At 67.2% G+C, this 15,580-nt stretch carries 16 protein-coding genes and 1 pseudogene; 5 read left to right on the plus strand and 12 right to left on the minus strand.

The features are described 5' to 3' along the window. The first annotated feature begins 92 nt into the window (after window positions 1–92). The 3 genes from AB0I19_RS00500 (at window position 93) to AB0I19_RS00510 (ending at window position 3,246) form a co-directional block, all read left to right on the plus strand. The gene (locus tag AB0I19_RS00500) at window positions 93–980 is read left to right on the plus strand and encodes an AAA family ATPase (protein WP_357142955.1); all 888 of its coding nucleotides are present in this window, start codon (window positions 93–95) and stop codon (window positions 978–980) included. After that, window positions 974–2,320: a helix-turn-helix transcriptional regulator gene (locus AB0I19_RS00505; protein WP_357142957.1), complete on the plus strand. Its 1,347-nt coding sequence runs from the start codon at window positions 974–976 to the stop codon at window positions 2,318–2,320. Before AB0I19_RS00500 ends, AB0I19_RS00505 begins: the two co-directional genes overlap by 7 nt. A gap of 128 nt (window positions 2,321–2,448) precedes the next feature. Continuing rightward, complete coding sequence (locus AB0I19_RS00510; RefSeq protein ID WP_357142959.1) at window positions 2,449–3,246, plus strand: IclR family transcriptional regulator; 798 nt, start codon at window positions 2,449–2,451, stop codon at window positions 3,244–3,246. 55 nt (window positions 3,247–3,301) lie between these two features. Here the strand turns inward: AB0I19_RS00510 and AB0I19_RS00515 are convergent, their stop codons facing one another. From AB0I19_RS00515 to AB0I19_RS00540, 6 genes and pseudogenes are all read right to left on the minus strand, one after another. Next, a complete protein-coding gene (locus tag AB0I19_RS00515; protein ID WP_357142960.1) occupies window positions 3,302–3,952 on the minus strand; it encodes a tyrosine-protein phosphatase in 651 nt (216 codons plus the stop codon). Window positions 3,953–4,013: 61 nt separating this feature from the next. Beyond that, window positions 4,014–4,166: pseudogene (locus AB0I19_RS00520) on the minus strand (protein-tyrosine-phosphatase); the annotation flags it as partial. 160 nt (window positions 4,167–4,326) lie between these two features. Further along, window positions 4,327–5,151, minus strand: a complete 825-nt coding sequence (locus AB0I19_RS00525; protein WP_357142962.1) for a hypothetical protein — start codon at window positions 5,149–5,151, stop codon at window positions 4,327–4,329. A gap of 23 nt (window positions 5,152–5,174) precedes the next feature. Continuing rightward, on the minus strand, window positions 5,175–6,143 hold the full coding sequence (locus AB0I19_RS00530) for an SPFH domain-containing protein (RefSeq protein WP_357142964.1): 969 nt from the start codon (window positions 6,141–6,143) through the stop codon (window positions 5,175–5,177). A gap of 88 nt (window positions 6,144–6,231) precedes the next feature. Further along, window positions 6,232–6,627, minus strand: coding sequence for a hypothetical protein (locus AB0I19_RS00535; RefSeq protein ID WP_357142966.1), 396 nt, complete (start codon window positions 6,625–6,627; stop codon window positions 6,232–6,234). A gap of 194 nt (window positions 6,628–6,821) precedes the next feature. Beyond that, window positions 6,822–8,087: a serine hydrolase domain-containing protein gene (locus AB0I19_RS00540; protein WP_357142968.1), complete on the minus strand. Its 1,266-nt coding sequence runs from the start codon at window positions 8,085–8,087 to the stop codon at window positions 6,822–6,824. A gap of 181 nt (window positions 8,088–8,268) precedes the next feature. On the opposite strand from AB0I19_RS00540, the gene AB0I19_RS00545 reads away from it, so the two are divergent. Continuing rightward, the gene (locus tag AB0I19_RS00545) at window positions 8,269–8,619 is read left to right on the plus strand and encodes an HNH endonuclease signature motif containing protein (RefSeq protein ID WP_357142970.1); all 351 of its coding nucleotides are present in this window, start codon (window positions 8,269–8,271) and stop codon (window positions 8,617–8,619) included. Window positions 8,620–8,635: 16 nt separating this feature from the next. Here AB0I19_RS00545 and AB0I19_RS00550 read toward each other — a convergent pair whose 3' ends face one another. The 6 genes from AB0I19_RS00550 to AB0I19_RS00575 form a co-directional block, all read right to left on the minus strand. Then, the gene (locus tag AB0I19_RS00550) at window positions 8,636–10,105 is read right to left on the minus strand and encodes a phospholipase D-like domain-containing protein (RefSeq protein ID WP_357142972.1); all 1,470 of its coding nucleotides are present in this window, start codon (window positions 10,103–10,105) and stop codon (window positions 8,636–8,638) included. Window positions 10,106–10,180: 75 nt separating this feature from the next. After that, window positions 10,181–10,396 carry a hypothetical protein gene (locus AB0I19_RS00555; protein ID WP_357142974.1) on the minus strand — a complete coding sequence of 72 codons (216 nt, stop codon included), beginning with the start codon at window positions 10,394–10,396 and terminating at the stop codon, window positions 10,181–10,183. A gap of 27 nt (window positions 10,397–10,423) precedes the next feature. Further along, window positions 10,424–10,822 (minus strand): hypothetical protein, encoded by a 399-nt coding sequence (locus AB0I19_RS00560; RefSeq protein WP_357142976.1) that lies wholly within the window; start codon window positions 10,820–10,822, stop codon window positions 10,424–10,426. 189 nt (window positions 10,823–11,011) lie between these two features. Further along, window positions 11,012–12,361 (minus strand): NADP-specific glutamate dehydrogenase, encoded by a 1,350-nt coding sequence (gene gdhA / locus AB0I19_RS00565; protein ID WP_357142978.1) that lies wholly within the window; start codon window positions 12,359–12,361, stop codon window positions 11,012–11,014. Window positions 12,362–12,492: 131 nt separating this feature from the next. Then, complete coding sequence (locus AB0I19_RS00570) at window positions 12,493–12,777, minus strand: hypothetical protein (protein WP_357142980.1); 285 nt, start codon at window positions 12,775–12,777, stop codon at window positions 12,493–12,495. 117 nt (window positions 12,778–12,894) lie between these two features. Further along, complete coding sequence (locus tag AB0I19_RS00575) at window positions 12,895–13,521, minus strand: TetR/AcrR family transcriptional regulator (RefSeq protein WP_357142982.1); 627 nt, start codon at window positions 13,519–13,521, stop codon at window positions 12,895–12,897. Window positions 13,522–13,627: 106 nt separating this feature from the next. Here AB0I19_RS00575 and AB0I19_RS00580 point away from each other — a divergent pair, with 106 nt between their 5' ends. After that, complete coding sequence (locus AB0I19_RS00580; RefSeq protein WP_357142984.1) at window positions 13,628–15,550, plus strand: acyl-CoA dehydrogenase family protein; 1,923 nt, start codon at window positions 13,628–13,630, stop codon at window positions 15,548–15,550. The last annotated feature ends 30 nt before the right edge of the window (window positions 15,551–15,580 follow it).

Below are 15,580 nucleotides of genomic sequence, written 5' to 3' on the forward strand. Positions count from 1 at the left end.
CGCGGTCCGCCTGTGTGCCGGAACGTCGTGTGCGACAGTGGGGTGTGCGCAGGCGGGTGTCGGGGAATCTTCCGGCGGAGGTGACCAGCTTTGTGGGGCGCGACGATGATGTCGCCGCGGCGAGGAAGCTGCTCGGGGGGACGCGGTTGCTCACGTTGACCGGAGTGGGTGGGGTCGGCAAGACGCGGTTGAGCAGGCGGGTGGGGGAGGTGGCTCGGCGGGCGTTTCCCGACGGGGTGTGGCTGGTGGAACTGGCTCATGTGAACGATCCGGATCTGGTCGCGTCGACGGTGGCACGCGAGCTCGGATTGCGTGACGACATCAGCGCGCCGGTCACCGCTCTCACCGAGCATCTGGCCGAGGCCGATCTCCTGCTGATCCTGGACAACTGCGAGCACGTGATCGACGCGTGTGCCGCGCTCGCGGACCGGCTGATCCCGGCAACCACCGGCCTGCGGATCCTCGCGACCAGCCGAGAACCGCTCGGCGTCCCCGGCGAGCAGATTCTGCCTGTGGCCCCGCTGCCGGTGCCCGGCCCCGAGCACGCCGATCTCGACAACCCGGCGACCCGCCTGCTGATCGACCGCGCCACCGCCGCGGACCCGAATTTCGTACGGCGCGAAGCCGATCCGGCGACTTTGGTCGCGATCTGCCGACGCCTCGACGGCATCCCGCTCGCCCTCGAGTTGGCGGCGCTGCGGATGCGGATGTTCACCCCCGAGCAGGTCCTTGCCCGCCTCGACGACGCGATGGGCTGCTCACCACCGGGCCGCGCGCAGCACCCGAACGCCAGCAGACGCTGGCCTCGGCGATTCGCTGGAGCTACGACCTGTGTACAGCGGACGAGCAAAGGCTGTGGGAGCAGCTGTCGGTCTTCGCGGGCGGTGTCGACCTCGTCGCCGCCGAAGCGGTCTGTCACCTCGGCACACCGCAGACCCTGCTCGACGCACTCACCGGGCTGGTCGACAAGTCCGTGCTGAGCTACGGTCCGGGCGTCGACGGCACGGGCCGGTACACGATGCTCGAGCCGCTGCGCCAGTTCGCCGGTGATCGTTTGCGCGCGCGTGGCGCCGAGTATGCCGCCCGTATCGCCCATCGCGAGTACTACTACCGCCTCGCGCGCCGTGGTCGCGACGAGTACTGGAGCTCCGCGGACACCACCTGGTTCGGCGATGTCGCCCGCGAACACGCCAATCTGCGTGCCGCGCTGCAGTTCTGCCTCGACGATCCTGCCGGTGTTCGGCGCGCGCTCGAGATCGCGACCGAGCTGTGGCCGTTCTGGGAGCACTGCCACCTGCTGCTGGAGGGGTACCGCTGGCTGTCGGAGGCGCTGGACAAGAACACCGAGCGCAGTGTCGTCCGGGCCAGGGCGCTGGCTGCTTGCGCGGTGATCGCCGCCATGCGCGGCGAGTCCGAGAAGGCGGCGGAATTCGCTGGAGCCGGTGCCGCGATCGCTGCCGAAACCGGGTCGGCGCAGGTGTGTTCCGAGACCGAAATGGCCAGAGCCGTATTGGTTTTCGGTTCGGGTGATCTGCGTGGCGCACTCGACATCGCCCTGGCGGTGTCGGTCAGCGCGCGCGAGTGCACGCACCCACGCGTGGAGATGGAGAGTTTGGCCTTCGCCGCTGTCTGCGCGTTGGCCCTCGACGACCCACACGCCGGCGCCCTCAGCGAGCAACTCCTGGCCGTGACCAGCGAACACGGCTCCCACCTGCTGGGCGGACTCGCCCATTGGGCGGTCGGCACCCAGCAACAGCGCGACGGTGATCAGCGGGGCGCGGTCGCCGCCCTGCGCCGATCGATCGAATTGTTCCGGCTCTTCGACCGGTGCGCCTGGATCGCCACCAGCGTCGACGGCCTGGCCTGGGCGGCCGCCGCCGACGGCGACCTCGAGCGCGCGGCACGGCTGATGGGTGCGGCGACGGCCGTCCGCCGGGGCAGTTCGCAACGACTCGCGCACGCGATGACCCAGCTCATCGGCAGGCGGATCCGCGAACAGGTCGAGAACGCGCTCGGTGCGCGGAAGTTCGCCACCTGCTTCGACGCGGGCGCCGCACTCACCGCCGAGGACGCCGTCGACTACGCGACAGGCAGCGAACCGTCGACGGTCACGGCCGTCGACACGGGACTGGAGGTGCTGACGCGAAGGGAGCGCGACGTGGCGATGTTGATCGCGCGCGGTTACGGCAACCGCCGGATCGCGCAGGAACTGGTGATCTCGGTCCGCACCGCCGAGAGCCACGTCGACCACATCCTCACCAAACTGGGCTTCACCTCCCGCACCCAGATCGCCGCCTGGGTGAGCCGACTCACCGCGTGACGTCGCGACATCGAGTTCCGCGGAGGCGATCTCCGTAGTCCTCGCGCGCGACTTCCGTAGTTTCCGCGATTCCCGCGCGCCGCCGGACCGGCACAGTGATGCCCACAGCAACAGCAGTGAGGTGAGGCATGACCGTCGACGAACGCGTCGCGCCCCGGACAACGGCGCACACCGGCCACGCACCGGTCTCGATGATCGAGCGGATGACCCTGATCCTGGACAGCTTCGACGGACCCGTGCCGATGCGCACCCTGATCGACGTCGCCGAACGCACCGGTCTGCCCCGTTCGAGCGTGCACCGCATCATCGATCAGATGATCCGGCTGCGCTGGCTCGCGCACGCACCCGGCGGCTACCGTCTGGGCACCCGGGCGCTGGAACTCGGCGGACTCGCCATCGAACACAACGAGATTCGCGACGCGATGGGACCGCTGCTGCACGAATTGTGCCGAACCACCGGCATGGTCGCGCACCTCGGTGTGCTCGACGGACCCGAGGTGCTCATCATCGACAAGGTGATCGGTCGCGGCGGTGCCGGTATCCCGACCCGCCTCGGCGGCCGCATCCCCGCGCACTGCACTGCCGTCGGCAAGGCACTGCTGGCCACCCTCCAGCCGAGTGTCATCGAAATGGCCTTCCCCCAGCATCTTTCGCGTCTCACCTCCCGCACCATCGCTCTCCGTGGCGAACTGCATCGCGAACTGGATCGCGTGCGGAATCATCAGGGAGTCGCCCTCGATCGTGAGGAGTCGATTGCCGGGATCGTGTGCGTCGGGGTTCCGATCAGGGTCGACGGTGGGATCGCCGCGCTGTCACTGTCCGGGCGGATCGGCGGGCAGCATCCGCCGGGCACTGCCAGGCTGGCCCGGATCCTGGTCGACGCCGCCGCCGAAGCCGCGCGAGCGTTCGGTTCCCGGCACGAATAGATGGTGGGCCACGGCTCGTGAGCCGTGACCCACCACGCGGGGTTCTCGACGCTGGTCAGCCGACGAGGTTCTTCCGCAGTTTCACCAGCGTCATCCCGTCGATACCGAGGCCGTCGGTGAGGAATTTGCCGAAGCTGCCGTAATCCTGTTCCAATTTCCGCACCGCGGTGTCGAGATATTCGGTGCGGACTTCCTGCAGCGGGATGAGCAGATCGGGGTTCTGCATATAGCCTGCCTGTTTCACCTGCTCCCGCAGTTTCGCGTCCGCGGCGGCGCGGAATTCGTTGGAGCGCAGATAATCCTGACGAGCGGTCTGGTCGGGGACGCCGACCGCGCGCAACACCACATAGGTGAGGAACCCGGTCCGATCCTTCCCGGACGTGCAGTGATAGAGCAGAGCGCCGTCGGTGGCCGCGAGTTCACGGACGGTCGCACCGAACGCGGCACGCGACGCGTCGGTGAGGAAACTGGCGTAGACACCGCTCATGATCCGCTCGGCCCCACCGTTACCCAATACTTCTTGCTGACGTTGCGGATCCTTGGACTGGATGATCTGCATCATCTGGACGAACAATCCGGTGTCGTCGACGGGCCGGGCAACCAGCGGTACCCCAGCGGGCAACCGGTCGGCCCCCATGAATTGCACCTCCCCGGGTGTGCGGAGGTCGACCACGGATTTCAGATTGCGCCCGGCCAGGACGGCCACATCGCCAATCGGTCAGCTTGGGCAAGGCGTCGGCGCGAATCGCCTTACCGGACTTGACAGTTGCCCCGTCATACGTGCGGTAGCCGCCGATGTCGCGGACATTGGCCGCCCCCTGCAAGGAGATCTGCCCGCCCGAACTCGGAGCCGCCACAGCGGGTGCCGACGGCAATGCGGCGGTGCTCACGAGCGCGAGAGAGGCCAGCGCGGTGGTCATCACGGAGACGATGATGCGTTTCGTGCGAATTGCTTTCACATCGAAAACGGTATTTATTTCCCCGATCTCGTCAGGGACCACAATCAATGGCCGGGATTGTGTCTTGACACGCAGCCCTGATTCTTCCGCCTGCCCGATAACGACGACCGACTGTCCAACTTCAACGCACCAGGCGCAGGCTGGTGGTGGCGAGGCCGACGCTGAGCCGCTGGCCCCAGCCGAGGCGTAGTGCGTCGTGCTCGATGCCGTCGCCGAAGGCCACCAGTCCGTCGGACTCCACGTCGATGTGCAGGCTTTCGCCGGTGATCTCGCCTTCGGTGTGCGCGATCCCGGTGGTCGGTGACGGCCACGCCTCCCGGACGAACCAGATGAGTCTGCGCTCGGTGGGATGAGGAAGGGGGACAGGGCTTTTCCGTTCGCGGTGAGCCGACAGGCACCAGCCTGTCGCACCCGTGCCGCTGCCCACGAGGATGCCCGATGATGCCTGGCGCTCGTCACGGAGGCGGTACCGGCTGGTCTGGTGGCTCGGATGGCCGATGTAGATCTCGTTGAGCGCGCGCAGGGTCGCGCCGTCGTCCGTTCTCGCCTCGACCATCGTGCGATCCTCGGTGTTACCGGTGCTGTGCAGGAGTTCGGTCGCGTCGGCGGGGGAGTGCTCGGCGAGCACGCCGGGTTCCGGGCTGATGCCGATGACGGGCTGGCCGTCGAGGTACTTGGCGACATTGGCGACCAGCCCGTCCTGCCCGACGATCACCACGATGTCCTCGGGAGCGAACAGGAACCGCGACAGGTCTTCGCGCTCGACCGTGCCGCGCCGCCAGTCGAGCGGAATGGCCGCACTGACCTCGGCGATCGCCGCGCGGGTCCGCCGGTCGCGTTCCACCACCTCGTCGAGTGACCTGCCACGCGAGTTCAGGAAGAATTCCACCTGCCCGCGCGTCCCGTGCCGCGCCAGCAGCTCCGACAGCTCGGTTCGCCTGTGCACCAGTACGATTCGCGGCGCCAGGCTCATCGGGTGAACCGTTGCAGGATCGGCGCGATCATGTCCGGCGTCAGGGTGAGGCTGCCGATCTCCGGCAGGTTGCCCGCAAGTTCCTTCGCCGCCAATGCGTACAGCGTTTCCCCGGGGACGTCCCGGTAGGCATCCAGGCGCGCCTTCTCGCCGGCCGCCTCGGCCTCGGCGAGCTTGCGGATCCCGTCGGCCTTGGCGTCGACGGCGATCCGGTCGGCTCTGGCCTGGCCCTCTGCCTTCTCCAGCGCGTTGGCGCCGCGCTGGACCACCAGGAGCTCCTCCCGTTTCGCCAGTTCGATCTGGTTCTGCAGTTCGTTCTCGCTGATCGCGCGCTCGCGTTCGACGGCGAGCGCGCGCCGCTCGTAGGTGGCCCGGTCCGCTTCCTGCTGGACCTTCTCGCGGACCGTGGTCTGGAGCGCCTTCTCCATCTCCGCGTCGGGGCGGATCGCGACCACGCGGACGTCGATGATCTCCAGCCCGATGTGGGCCGCGGTCAGATTGCGGGTGGCTTCCTTGACCTTTTCGACGCCGGTGCGGATGGCGGTCTCGAGATCGAGCGTGGCGAGCACCTCGAGGGCGTGTTGCTGGGTGTTCTCGGTGAGGGTGTTGGCGATCTGGCTCAGCGGGTCCTGGCGCCAGGTCCCCGTGTCGGGGTCGATCGAGAAGTCGATCCGGCTCGTCGTCGTCGCGGGATCGGTGCAGCGGTAGGTGACGGTCAGCTGGACCGTGACGTCCTGGTGGTCGTGCGTGCGGGCGTGGAAGAGCATCGGCAGCTCCCGGTCGTCCACCGGAACCTCGCTGAGCACCGCCGTGCTCGGGCGGAACCAGAAGCTCAGCCCCGTGCCGTCGTGCAGGAGCTTGCCCTTGCGGACGTGTCTGACGTGCACTGTCGGGGCTCCCCTGAGGTGCCGCAGTCCGGGGTAGCTGCTGATGTCGGCCATCGCCTTCTCCTTCGTTGTGGTCATATCGACCATAACAGGGCCGACGGGCGGCCGTCGAGGGCTGTGCGTAGATCCGGGAATCTGCGCACAGCCCTTACGGTTCCGGTCGCGGTCAGGCGAGGGCGGCGGTGATCTTGGCGGCCATCGCGGTCACCGCGGGGGTGGGGTCCTTCTTGGTGTGGGTGGCGGCCTGGACGGCGACGAGGACGGTGTCGCGGAAGTTGTCGGCCTCGGCGGGGTCATGGGCGTGGAGCAGTTCCACCGCGGCCGTCAGGGCAGGCAGGACATGATCGGCGAACTCGGCGACAGTCTTGCCCGGCAGGCGGATATCGCGCGACTTGGCCGAGAGCACATGCCCGATCAGCCCGGTCGCCGAAGTCAGGGCGGTGGTGCCCTGGGGGACGGCCTTGTGCGGCGCGCCCGCGGCGGCAATGAGCGAAACAGCGCCGTAGGCGGCGGTGCGCAGGGTGGCCTTGTCCTGGTCGGTCAGGGAAGCGGTGGTGATCATGTCGTGTTCCTCGTTTTCGCTTGTGGCCCCGCCCTTTTCGGCGGGCCCGCTTTCTTCGATGAACACACTCTGTCGGCCGCCCCTGACACGAGCCTGACGCCCTCCTGACACCTCCGCTGACACGGTCCGCCCGCGAGGTACGTACGGATGCGCACTGGCCGCGCACGGCGGAATGTGTCGGGCTCGTGGCATCGTCACCGGGGCATCGTGGTCGGGCCGGTGGGCGCGGTCGTTGCGCCGGTGTCGGGCGCGGCTGGGCTGTCCGGCGCCGGTTCGTTGCCGTAGAAGACCGGGAGCATGGCTTTGGCTAGGACAAGGGCTGAGCCCTCGCCCGAGGGCACTGTCGCGAGGTTCGTGGCGACCACGATGGTGAGGTCCGAGGCCGGGTCGTGGCCCATGAAGGTCATGTATCCGGGGATCTGACCGTCGTGCCCGAACAGGTGCTTGCCGAAGCGGACGATGCCGAGGCCGTAGCCGGCGACATCGGGGGCGGTGGGGTCGATGGGTTGGATGCTGTCCATCCGGATTCGCTGCAGCTGCTCGTCGAGCATGTCGCCCTCGACGAGTGCCCGCACATATGTCGCCATATCGCCTGCCGTCGCGATAGCGGCACCGGCGGTCCACGTCCACGACGGGCTCGCGTCGGTGGCGTTGCCGGGTTGCAGCGTGCCCGCGAGGGCGGCGGCCTGCTCCTCGGGTGGCAGGGCGAACGTGTCGATGGTGGAGACATTCGTGCCGAACGCGTAGCCCTGCGGGTGCGGATCGGGGATCGAGTTGTCCGTCGCGGCGGGCATCGAGGTGTGCTTCAGGCCGAGCGGTTCGAAGATCCGCTTCTGGAAATTCTCGGCAGCCGACATCTGCGTGACCTTCTCGATGACGAGGCCGAGCAGGATCGTATTGGTATTGCTGTACTCGAATTTCTCCCCCGGCGCGAAATTCACCGGATGGGAGAAGGCGATCGCGAGCATCTCCTCGGGCGTCCACACCTTGTCCGGGTCGCTGTCGAGTGTGGCATTGAATTCCGGGTCGAACGTGTAACTGTATAGCCCGCTGCGCATTTCGGAGAGCTGGGCGATGGTGATCTGGTCCCCGTTCGGCACGCCCGGCCAGTATTTGCCGATCGGGTCCTCGAGCGCGAGCTTTCCCTCCTGCACCAGCTGCAGAATGACCGTCGAGGTCATGGTTTTGGTGTTGCTGCCGATGCGGAAGTAGTCGTCCGCCGACAGGGGATCGTCGGCACCGATGACACGGGTGCCGAACGTCTCGGTCCAGTCGCCTTCCTTAGGCGATCTGACGACAACGACAGCTCCGGGAATGACGTTGTCCTTCATGAGCTGGGTGATCATCGGCCGGAGGGTGGCCGCGTACGCGGGTTCGGCCTGTGCACCGGCCGATGTGCCGGTGGTATCGCCGCCGGAATCCGACGACGTTCCGCAGGCCGTGGCGATGAACAAACTCACGGTCGCGACAAACACTGCGAAACTCGTCCGGTGACCCATGATTCTCCGATCAGCGTGTGCTCGGGAGGGGTGTTTCGCGCTGTGCCACCCAACTCTGCTCCGTGTGAACCGAGGAAGCAATCAAGACCCGGTAACAGTGGAATGGCGCGCGACCATCGTCGTAACGCGTATTCTCACCGTCGTGCCGACTGGCGGTAGCAAACAGGTTCGTGCGGCGCGTAAGCGCAAGAAGCGGATGGCGCTCGTCGCCCACGACCTCACCGACGTGCAGTGGGACGCACTCAAGACGTCCTGGGGTGGCTGTGCGTACTGCGGTTCTCCGGTCGCGTCGCCGCAGAAGGACTGTGTGCGGGCGATCTCACGCGGCGGGCGCTACACGCTCGCCAACGTCGTACCCGCGTGTGCGTCGTGCAATGCCAGCAAATGCAATGCCGAGGTGACGGGCTGGCTGCGCCGCAAGAAGCTCGACGAACGGTCGTTCCTGGTACGCCACTACGAGATCTCGACCGACCTCACCGCCCGGTTCCCCTGAGTCGAACCGCCCGCGCTTATCGAGTCGGCCCCGGGCGACGAACGCCTCTCGGAAAAAGACTGTCCCACAACCTCGCTGGGGGTCGTTCGGGATCCATCAGTTCGCTTTCGGCCAGCGGGCTGTCCTCGTCGGCGACCGTTTCGGGCTCGAATCGGATCAGCGTCCGGCCTTCGCCGCGCAACGCTTCGACCGTGCGCACGAGCGAGGACGTTTCGGCCAGGGTGGCGTCGAACTTTGCGGGATCGGTGTCGAGGTGTTCGCAGAGCAGGCGGCGGCGCATGCCGAGAATGGTTTCGCGCAGGACCTCCCCGTCGGGTGTGACGGGCGTGACCTCGACGGCGAGGTCGCACTCGGTGTCGAAACCCATCGACCGATTGTTGAGGTTGGACGACCCGACCCGAAGCAGACGGTCGTCCACCACCAGCACCTTGGCATGGACATAGATGGGCGCACCGTCTGCGGTGACGGGGTAGTACACACCGAGCCGCTGCTCGGTGTCGGCCTTCCACAGCAGATGCAGCAGGCGTCGGCGGGCACCGTCCATGGCCAGTTGCTCGAGCCAGCCGTCGGCATGCCGGGGGAGGACCAGCACGATCTCCGGCCCGTCCGGTTCGCGCAGGCGGGCGGCGATGGCCTCGGCGAGGGTGCGCGAAGCCAGGTACTGGCTCTCGATGTAGAGCGAACGGGTCGCGCCCGCGATCGCCGCGAGATACAGCGCCTCGATCTCGCGGACCTCGGCGCGGTCGGCGAGTTCGGGAAGAGTGCGGGCGATCCCCACGTCGACGGACCGCATCGTCGGCTCCAGCCCCGCCGGCCACGGCGTTTCCCCGGCGATCTCGTCGACCGGGCCCAGTTCCTGCCCGGTCGCCGCCTTCCACCGGGCTCTGGCCAGTTCACCGATCGCCTTCGCGGCGGCGCCGTCCACCGCGGTGGTCGCGTCGTGCCACGGGCCGTAGCGGCGGCCGTTCGGTGCGGTTCGGTAGGCGTTGTCGTCGCGGTGGTCGCTGGTGTCCCAGCGGTCCACGGTCATGTCGATGCCGCCGCAGAACGCGAGCTGGTCGTCGATCACGATGATCTTCTGATGGTGCGCCGAGCCGATCGGATGCGCGCCGTCCATTTCGAAGTGCAGCCGCCGGTCGGTCAGCCAGTTGGCGACGAAGATCGGCGTCATCCCCCGGCCGATCGCGGCGAACGCGCCGACATTCCACTTCAGCAGATAGATGTCGAGGTCCGGCCGTTGTTTCGGCAGCCACGACAGGAATTTGCCCAATCGGTCCGGCCCGTCGAGGGTCTTCTCCTGCGGTTCGAACTTGATCCGGGTGTCGAAGTCCCAGCCGATCAGAACGATCCGTTTGCGCGCCCGCAGCATCGCGGATTTGGCGTAGCGGAAGTAGTCGGCCGCGTCGATGATGCAGGCCAGGCGGTCGGCTCGGGCGATCTGCCAGCAGGTCTCGCCGGGGGTGAGGATGTGCGGCACATCGTTCATCTGTGGTCAGCCCCCTCGTCCAGCACACGTTCGGCGCAAGTGAACGATACTTGCCGGACGCCGGGGGATGACGCGTCAGGACCGCCGATCCCCGGCCAGGATCTCGTCGATCTCGTCGAGGCGGGTTTGGATGAGCGCCTTCTCTTCCCGAGCTTCGACGTATTCCTCACCGTCCGCGGCACTTCCGACGTGCTGGACGCGCTCGATCGACTCGCTCAACTTCGCTCGTCTGTCGATGAGCTCCGCGCGTTCTTCGTGCAGGCGGGTCGAATCGGCGTCGGCCGATGTCATGGCAACCTCCTCATGGGTTCTGCTTGGTCAGGTGTTCGGCGTCTGCTCGGGCTGGTCGTCCGCGGTCCGTGCCCGCTTACGGTCCGGATCGAGCCGGTCCGCGCGTTCCCGTTCCTTGTCCAGCTCGGCTCGTGAATCCGCGGCGTCGCTGTGGTGCACCTGGGCCTGCTGAGCGAGCTGTTCGGCCTGCGCGGCCTTGGCGTCCGCTTCGGCCTGCACCGCGCGGCTCCTGGCGGCGAGCTCCTCCGCCCGCGCCTCCCGCTGCCCGACCTCGAGTTCCTGCCCCGCCACTCGTTCCCGGATCCCGGCCGCTTCGACCCGGTGGTGTTCACGCCGCTTACGCAGCAGCGCCGCGACGATGCCGGCCAGCACGGCGACTATCAGTACTGCGACGACGATCGTCACTATCCAACTGGTGGTGCTCATGGGTCTACTCCTCGCATCCCGCCCCTTTTGTCCTTACTGCACGGGACTACCCAGCCTGCGAAAGACAAACGACCGTCGGTGGGCTCAGCCGGGTTGATGATCTCGTCGCACGGTGACCACCAGGTCCCGTAGTTCACCCGCCCGGTGTTTCGTCGCCGCTGTTGAGGCCCAGTTCGCCGCCGAATCCACTCAGATGACGCCGAGAGCCAGCATCGCGTCGGCGACCTGGATGAACCCACCGATATTGGCACCTGCTTGATAGTTGCCCGGTACGCCGTATTCGTCGGCGGTGGCCAGGCAGCGATCGTGGATGCCGCGCATGATCTCGGCCAGGCGCTCCTCGGTGTGCTCGAAGCTCCACGAGTCACGCGAGGCGTTCTGCTGCATCTCGAGCGCGCTGGTCGCGACGCCGCCCGCGTTGGCCGCCTTGCCGGGCGCGAAGATCACCCCCGCCTCGTTGAACAACCGCACCGCCTCCGGCCTGCACGGCATATTGGCGCCCTCGGCGACGATCCGGCAGCCGTTCGCGACGAGTTTGCCCGCGGCGGTGCCGTCGAGCTCGTTCTGGGTCGCGCACGGCAACGCGATATCGCAGGGCACCTCCCACAGCGAACCGCCCGCGACGAATCGTGCGGCACCACCACGCTTTTCGGCGTAGTCGGCGATCCGGCCACGCTGTACTTCCTTGATCTCCTTGAGCAGTTCGAGATCGATGCCCTGCTCGTCGACGACGTAACCGCTGGAATCCGAGCAGGCGACCACGGTGCCGCCGAGCTGGTGGACCTTCTCGATCGCGTAGATCGCGACGTTGCCCGAACCCGACACAACCACCTTCTGGCCTTCCATGGATCGGCCTGCGGCGGAGAGGATTTCGTCGACGAAGAAGACCGCTCCGTAGCCGGTGGCTTCCCGGCGCACCTGCGAACCACCCCAGGTCAGGCCCTTCCCGGTGAGTACCCCGGACTCGTATCGGTTGGTGATGCGCTTGTACTGACCGAACAGGTAGCCGATTTCGCGGCCGCCCACTCCGGTGTCGCCGGCGGGGACGTCGGTGTGTTCACCGAGATGCCGGTAGAGCTCGGTCATGAATGCCTGACAGAACCGCATCACCTCGCCCTCCGAGCGGCCCTTCGGGTCGAAGTCCGAGCCGCCCTTACCGCCACCGATGGGAAGTCCGGTCAGCGAGTTCTTGAAGATCTGCTCGAACCCCAGGAACTTCACGATGCCCAGATAGACCGAAGGATGGAAACGCAGCCCGCCCTTGTACGGGCCGAGCGCGGAATTGAACTCCACCCGGAACCCACGATTGATCTGCACGGTGCCGGAATCATCGACCCACGGCACCCGGAAGATGATCTGCCGTTCGGGCTCGCACAAACGACGGATCACCGCGGCGTCCGCGTACTGCGGGTGTTTGGCGACGACGGGACCGAGACTGTCGAGAACCTCGTGTACCGCCTGATGGAACTCGGATTCCCCGGGATTGCGGCGCAATACCTCGTCGTAGATGCCGCTCAGCTTCGCGTCCAGGACAGCCACCCGTGGACTCCTTGTCGTCGTCGTTGCCACCGTGGCCGGACGACATCCGCGTGCACCCGGCCGTCCTCACAGGCTAGCCGGGCCCGCGGTGAGGTCTGGACCGCGCGTACTCCTCACGGCCGACGGTGGGTTCAACGGCGTCGGCGCGCACGGCTCCCGAAGAGGTTGCCCAGGCGCGACTTCCGGCCGTCCGTGCGTGAACGCAGGGCGGCATCGGCGAGATCGGCGATATCGTCGGCGAGCGCCCGTGCCTCCGCGGTCACATCACGCCGGGCTCCGTCGGCGACGCGGCCGATTCCACGCCCGCGGACGGTGGCGGCCGCCCGGGCTTCCTGGGCGAACTCGGTGACCGTGCGCAGGTCCTTTCGCACCTGCTCGCGCCACGCACTGACCGAATCTGTGTAACGAGACCCCATGGTCCGCCCTGCCTGTCATATTTGAGTGAACAGTTGTGCACCGACAGGCTCAGGGTATCCGGAACGCTGGTACCGGCAACCGGCGCGCCGGGCTGGTGCGGGAGGGTCTGAGCGGCCTTATGCGCTGCGCATCGCGCGGTACACCGCCGAGCCGACGAAGGCGCCGAGATCATCCGGATTCCACTCGTCCGGGTTGGTGAACAGGGTCCGGACCGCGCCTTCCGCCGCCGAGACCCACAACTCCACCAGCGCGGGGAGTTTGCGCTCGGCGTCCTCGACGCCCCAGGCGTGCAAGGTCGGGCGCAGCAGCGCCGTACAGCGTTCGACGGCCAGCCGCCGACCGCGCCCGAAAGAACCGACGACCGCGGGATCGGGATTGCCGTAGATCAGCCGCCAGGCGTCGGGCCGTTCGGACGCCTTGTGCAGCAGAGTGCGGAACCCTTCCACGAAGACCGTCTCGTCGGCGTCGGTGGTGCGCGGCGGCAGCACGTCGAGCACGCCGGAGATCAAGAAGTTCTCCTCGCGCTGGATCAGTGCGTCGATCAGTTCGACCCGGTCGGGGAAGCAGGCGTAGACCACCGGGCGGGTCACGTTCATGTAATCGGCGACCGCGCCCATCGTGACCGCCGCGACCCCATGGTCGGCGGCGATGGCCAACGCCGCGTCGAGCACCTGTGGTCTGCGCCGCTCGGGGCCGAGATGTGCGGCCCGCCCTCGCCGCTGCACTGCCGTCTCGCTACCCATGCGCACACAATAGCAACTCGTTCACTGTTCCTACATTGCTGTATGAAAATGCTACAGTGCTGAATGAACCGTCCGACCGTGCCGGACGCCCGCAGGAGGAGCCGTGATGCCCCGAGATCTCTTCAACCCGAACACCGCCGACTTCGCGCAGTTCGACCCGCAGACGCGCAGGCTGCTGCGCGCGACGGTCGACTGGTTCGAGTCGCGGGGCAAGGCCAAGCTGCTCGACGACGATCGCACCCGCGTCTGGCCGTCGGAGTTCCTCGATTTCGTGAAGAAGGAGCGCTTGTTCGCGACCTTCCTCACCCCGGCGGCCGAGGCGGGCGGTGACCCGAACAAGCGCTGGGACACCGCGCGCAACGCCATGCTGAGCCAGATCTTCGGCTTCTACGGCATGACCTACTGGTACATCTGGCAGGTCACCATCCTGGGTCTCGGACCGATCTGGCAGAGCGACAACGCGGTCGCCAAACAGAAGGCGGCCGCGCGGCTCGAGGCAGGCGAGATCTTCGCGTTCGGCCTGTCGGAGAAGGAACACGGCGCCGACGTGTACTCCACCGACATGATCGTCGACCCCCAGCCCGACGGCGGATACACCGCGAGCGGAGGCAAGTACTACATCGGCAACGGCAACCTGGCCTCCATGGTCTCGGTATTCGGCCGTCGCTCGGACAAACCGATCATCGACAGCGCGGCGGCGATGCTGGGCAAACCGGCGCAGGAGGATTACGAGGGGTATCTCTTCTTCGTCGCGGACTCCCAGCACGAGGCGTACAAGCTGCGCAAGAACGTGGTCAACAGCCAGATCTATGTCGCCGCGTTCGAGCTCGAGAACTATCCCGTCGCCGAGGAGGACATCCTGCACCGCGGCGAAGATGCGTTCCACGCGGCGATGAACACGGTCAATGTCGGCAAGTTCAACCTCGGCTTCGGCGCGATCGGCGCCTGCGAGCACTCCTTCTACGAGGCGATCGACCACGCGGAGAACCGGATTCTGTTCGGGCACCGCGTCACCGAGTTCCCGCAGGTCCGAGCGCTGATCACGGATTCCTACGCGCGGATCGTCGCGATGAAGCTCTACAGTGCTCGCGCGGTGGACTACATGCGTTCGGCCTCACCCGAGGACCGGCGCTACCTGTTGTTCAACGCCATCGAGAAGATGTCGGTGACCCGGCAGGGACAGCGCGTGATCGAGGACCTCGCCGATGTGATCGCCGCGCGCGGGTTCGAGAACGACATGTACTTCCCGGTCGCGATGACGGCCATGTTCGGGCTCCCGAGGCTGGAGGGCACCGTCCACGTCAACATGGCGCTGTCGCTGAAGTTCATGGCCAACTACATGTTCCACCCGGCCGATGCCGGTCTGGCCGCGATGCGATCGCTGCCCGGTGTCGCGGTGGCGCCCACGGTCGCCACCCGCGCCGCCGCCGGAGCGCTGTCCTGGACGAGTCGCAAGCTCACTCCGCGTCTCGGCTCGATAGTGAAACCGCTCGGCGCCGAATTCGCTTGCGCCGCTTATGAACCGGTACCGACACGGCACGACGCCGCCGACGACGAGTTCCTGTTCCGGCAGGGACCGAGCAGTGGCCTGGGCCGGATCCGCTTCGCCGATTGGCGCCCGGTCTTCGAGGGCTTCCGTGACGTGCCGAATGTCGCGGTGTTCCTCGAGCAGGTCCTCGCGCTGCAGGCACTGCTCGCCGTCGCCGCTCCGACACCGTCGCAGCAGAAAGACGTCGACTTCTTGTTCGCCTTCGGCGAGCTGTTCACGGCGGTGCCCTACGCGCAGCTGGTACTGGAGCAGGCGGCGATCGAGGGCACCGACCCCGCGGTCATCGACCAGATCTTCGACGGCTTCGTACGCGGCTTCTCCACGAATGCCCTTGCCCTACACAACAAGCCGACCGCCACCGCGGTCCAGCAGCGGCGCGCACTCGACCTGGTTCGCCGCCCCGCCTTCGACAAGGCTCGCTTCGAGCGTGTGCTCGGCAAGGCACGCGGACTGGCCGGGACCTACGAGATGAAGGCCTGACCCGGCACGAGTCGACGGTGACGACACGAG

This window comes from Nocardia sp. NPDC050413 (assembly GCF_040655475.1).
In the GTDB taxonomy this organism is placed as follows: Bacteria; Actinomycetota; Actinomycetes; order Mycobacteriales; family Mycobacteriaceae; genus Nocardia; species Nocardia coubleae.

What these genes read in the sequence shown, in the direction of transcription:
- AB0I19_RS00510 (WP_357142959.1), top strand. Translation starts at nt 2,449, where the DNA reads ATGACCGTCGACGAACGCGTCGCGCCCCGGACAACGGCGCACACCGGC.
- AB0I19_RS00530 (WP_357142964.1), bottom strand. Translation starts at nt 6,143, where the DNA reads ATGACCACAACGAAGGAGAAGGCGATGGCCGACATCAGCAGCTACCCC.
- AB0I19_RS00535 (WP_357142966.1), bottom strand. Translation starts at nt 6,627, where the DNA reads ATGATCACCACCGCTTCCCTGACCGACCAGGACAAGGCCACCCTGCGC.
- AB0I19_RS00550 (WP_357142972.1), bottom strand. Translation starts at nt 10,105, where the DNA reads ATGAACGATGTGCCGCACATCCTCACCCCCGGCGAGACCTGCTGGCAG.
- AB0I19_RS00555 (WP_357142974.1), bottom strand. Translation starts at nt 10,396, where the DNA reads ATGACATCGGCCGACGCCGATTCGACCCGCCTGCACGAAGAACGCGCG.
- AB0I19_RS00560 (WP_357142976.1), bottom strand. Translation starts at nt 10,822, where the DNA reads ATGAGCACCACCAGTTGGATAGTGACGATCGTCGTCGCAGTACTGATA.
- AB0I19_RS00570 (WP_357142980.1), bottom strand. Translation starts at nt 12,777, where the DNA reads ATGGGGTCTCGTTACACAGATTCGGTCAGTGCGTGGCGCGAGCAGGTG.
- AB0I19_RS00575 (WP_357142982.1), bottom strand. Translation starts at nt 13,521, where the DNA reads ATGGGTAGCGAGACGGCAGTGCAGCGGCGAGGGCGGGCCGCACATCTC.
- AB0I19_RS00580 (WP_357142984.1), top strand. Translation starts at nt 13,628, where the DNA reads ATGCCCCGAGATCTCTTCAACCCGAACACCGCCGACTTCGCGCAGTTC.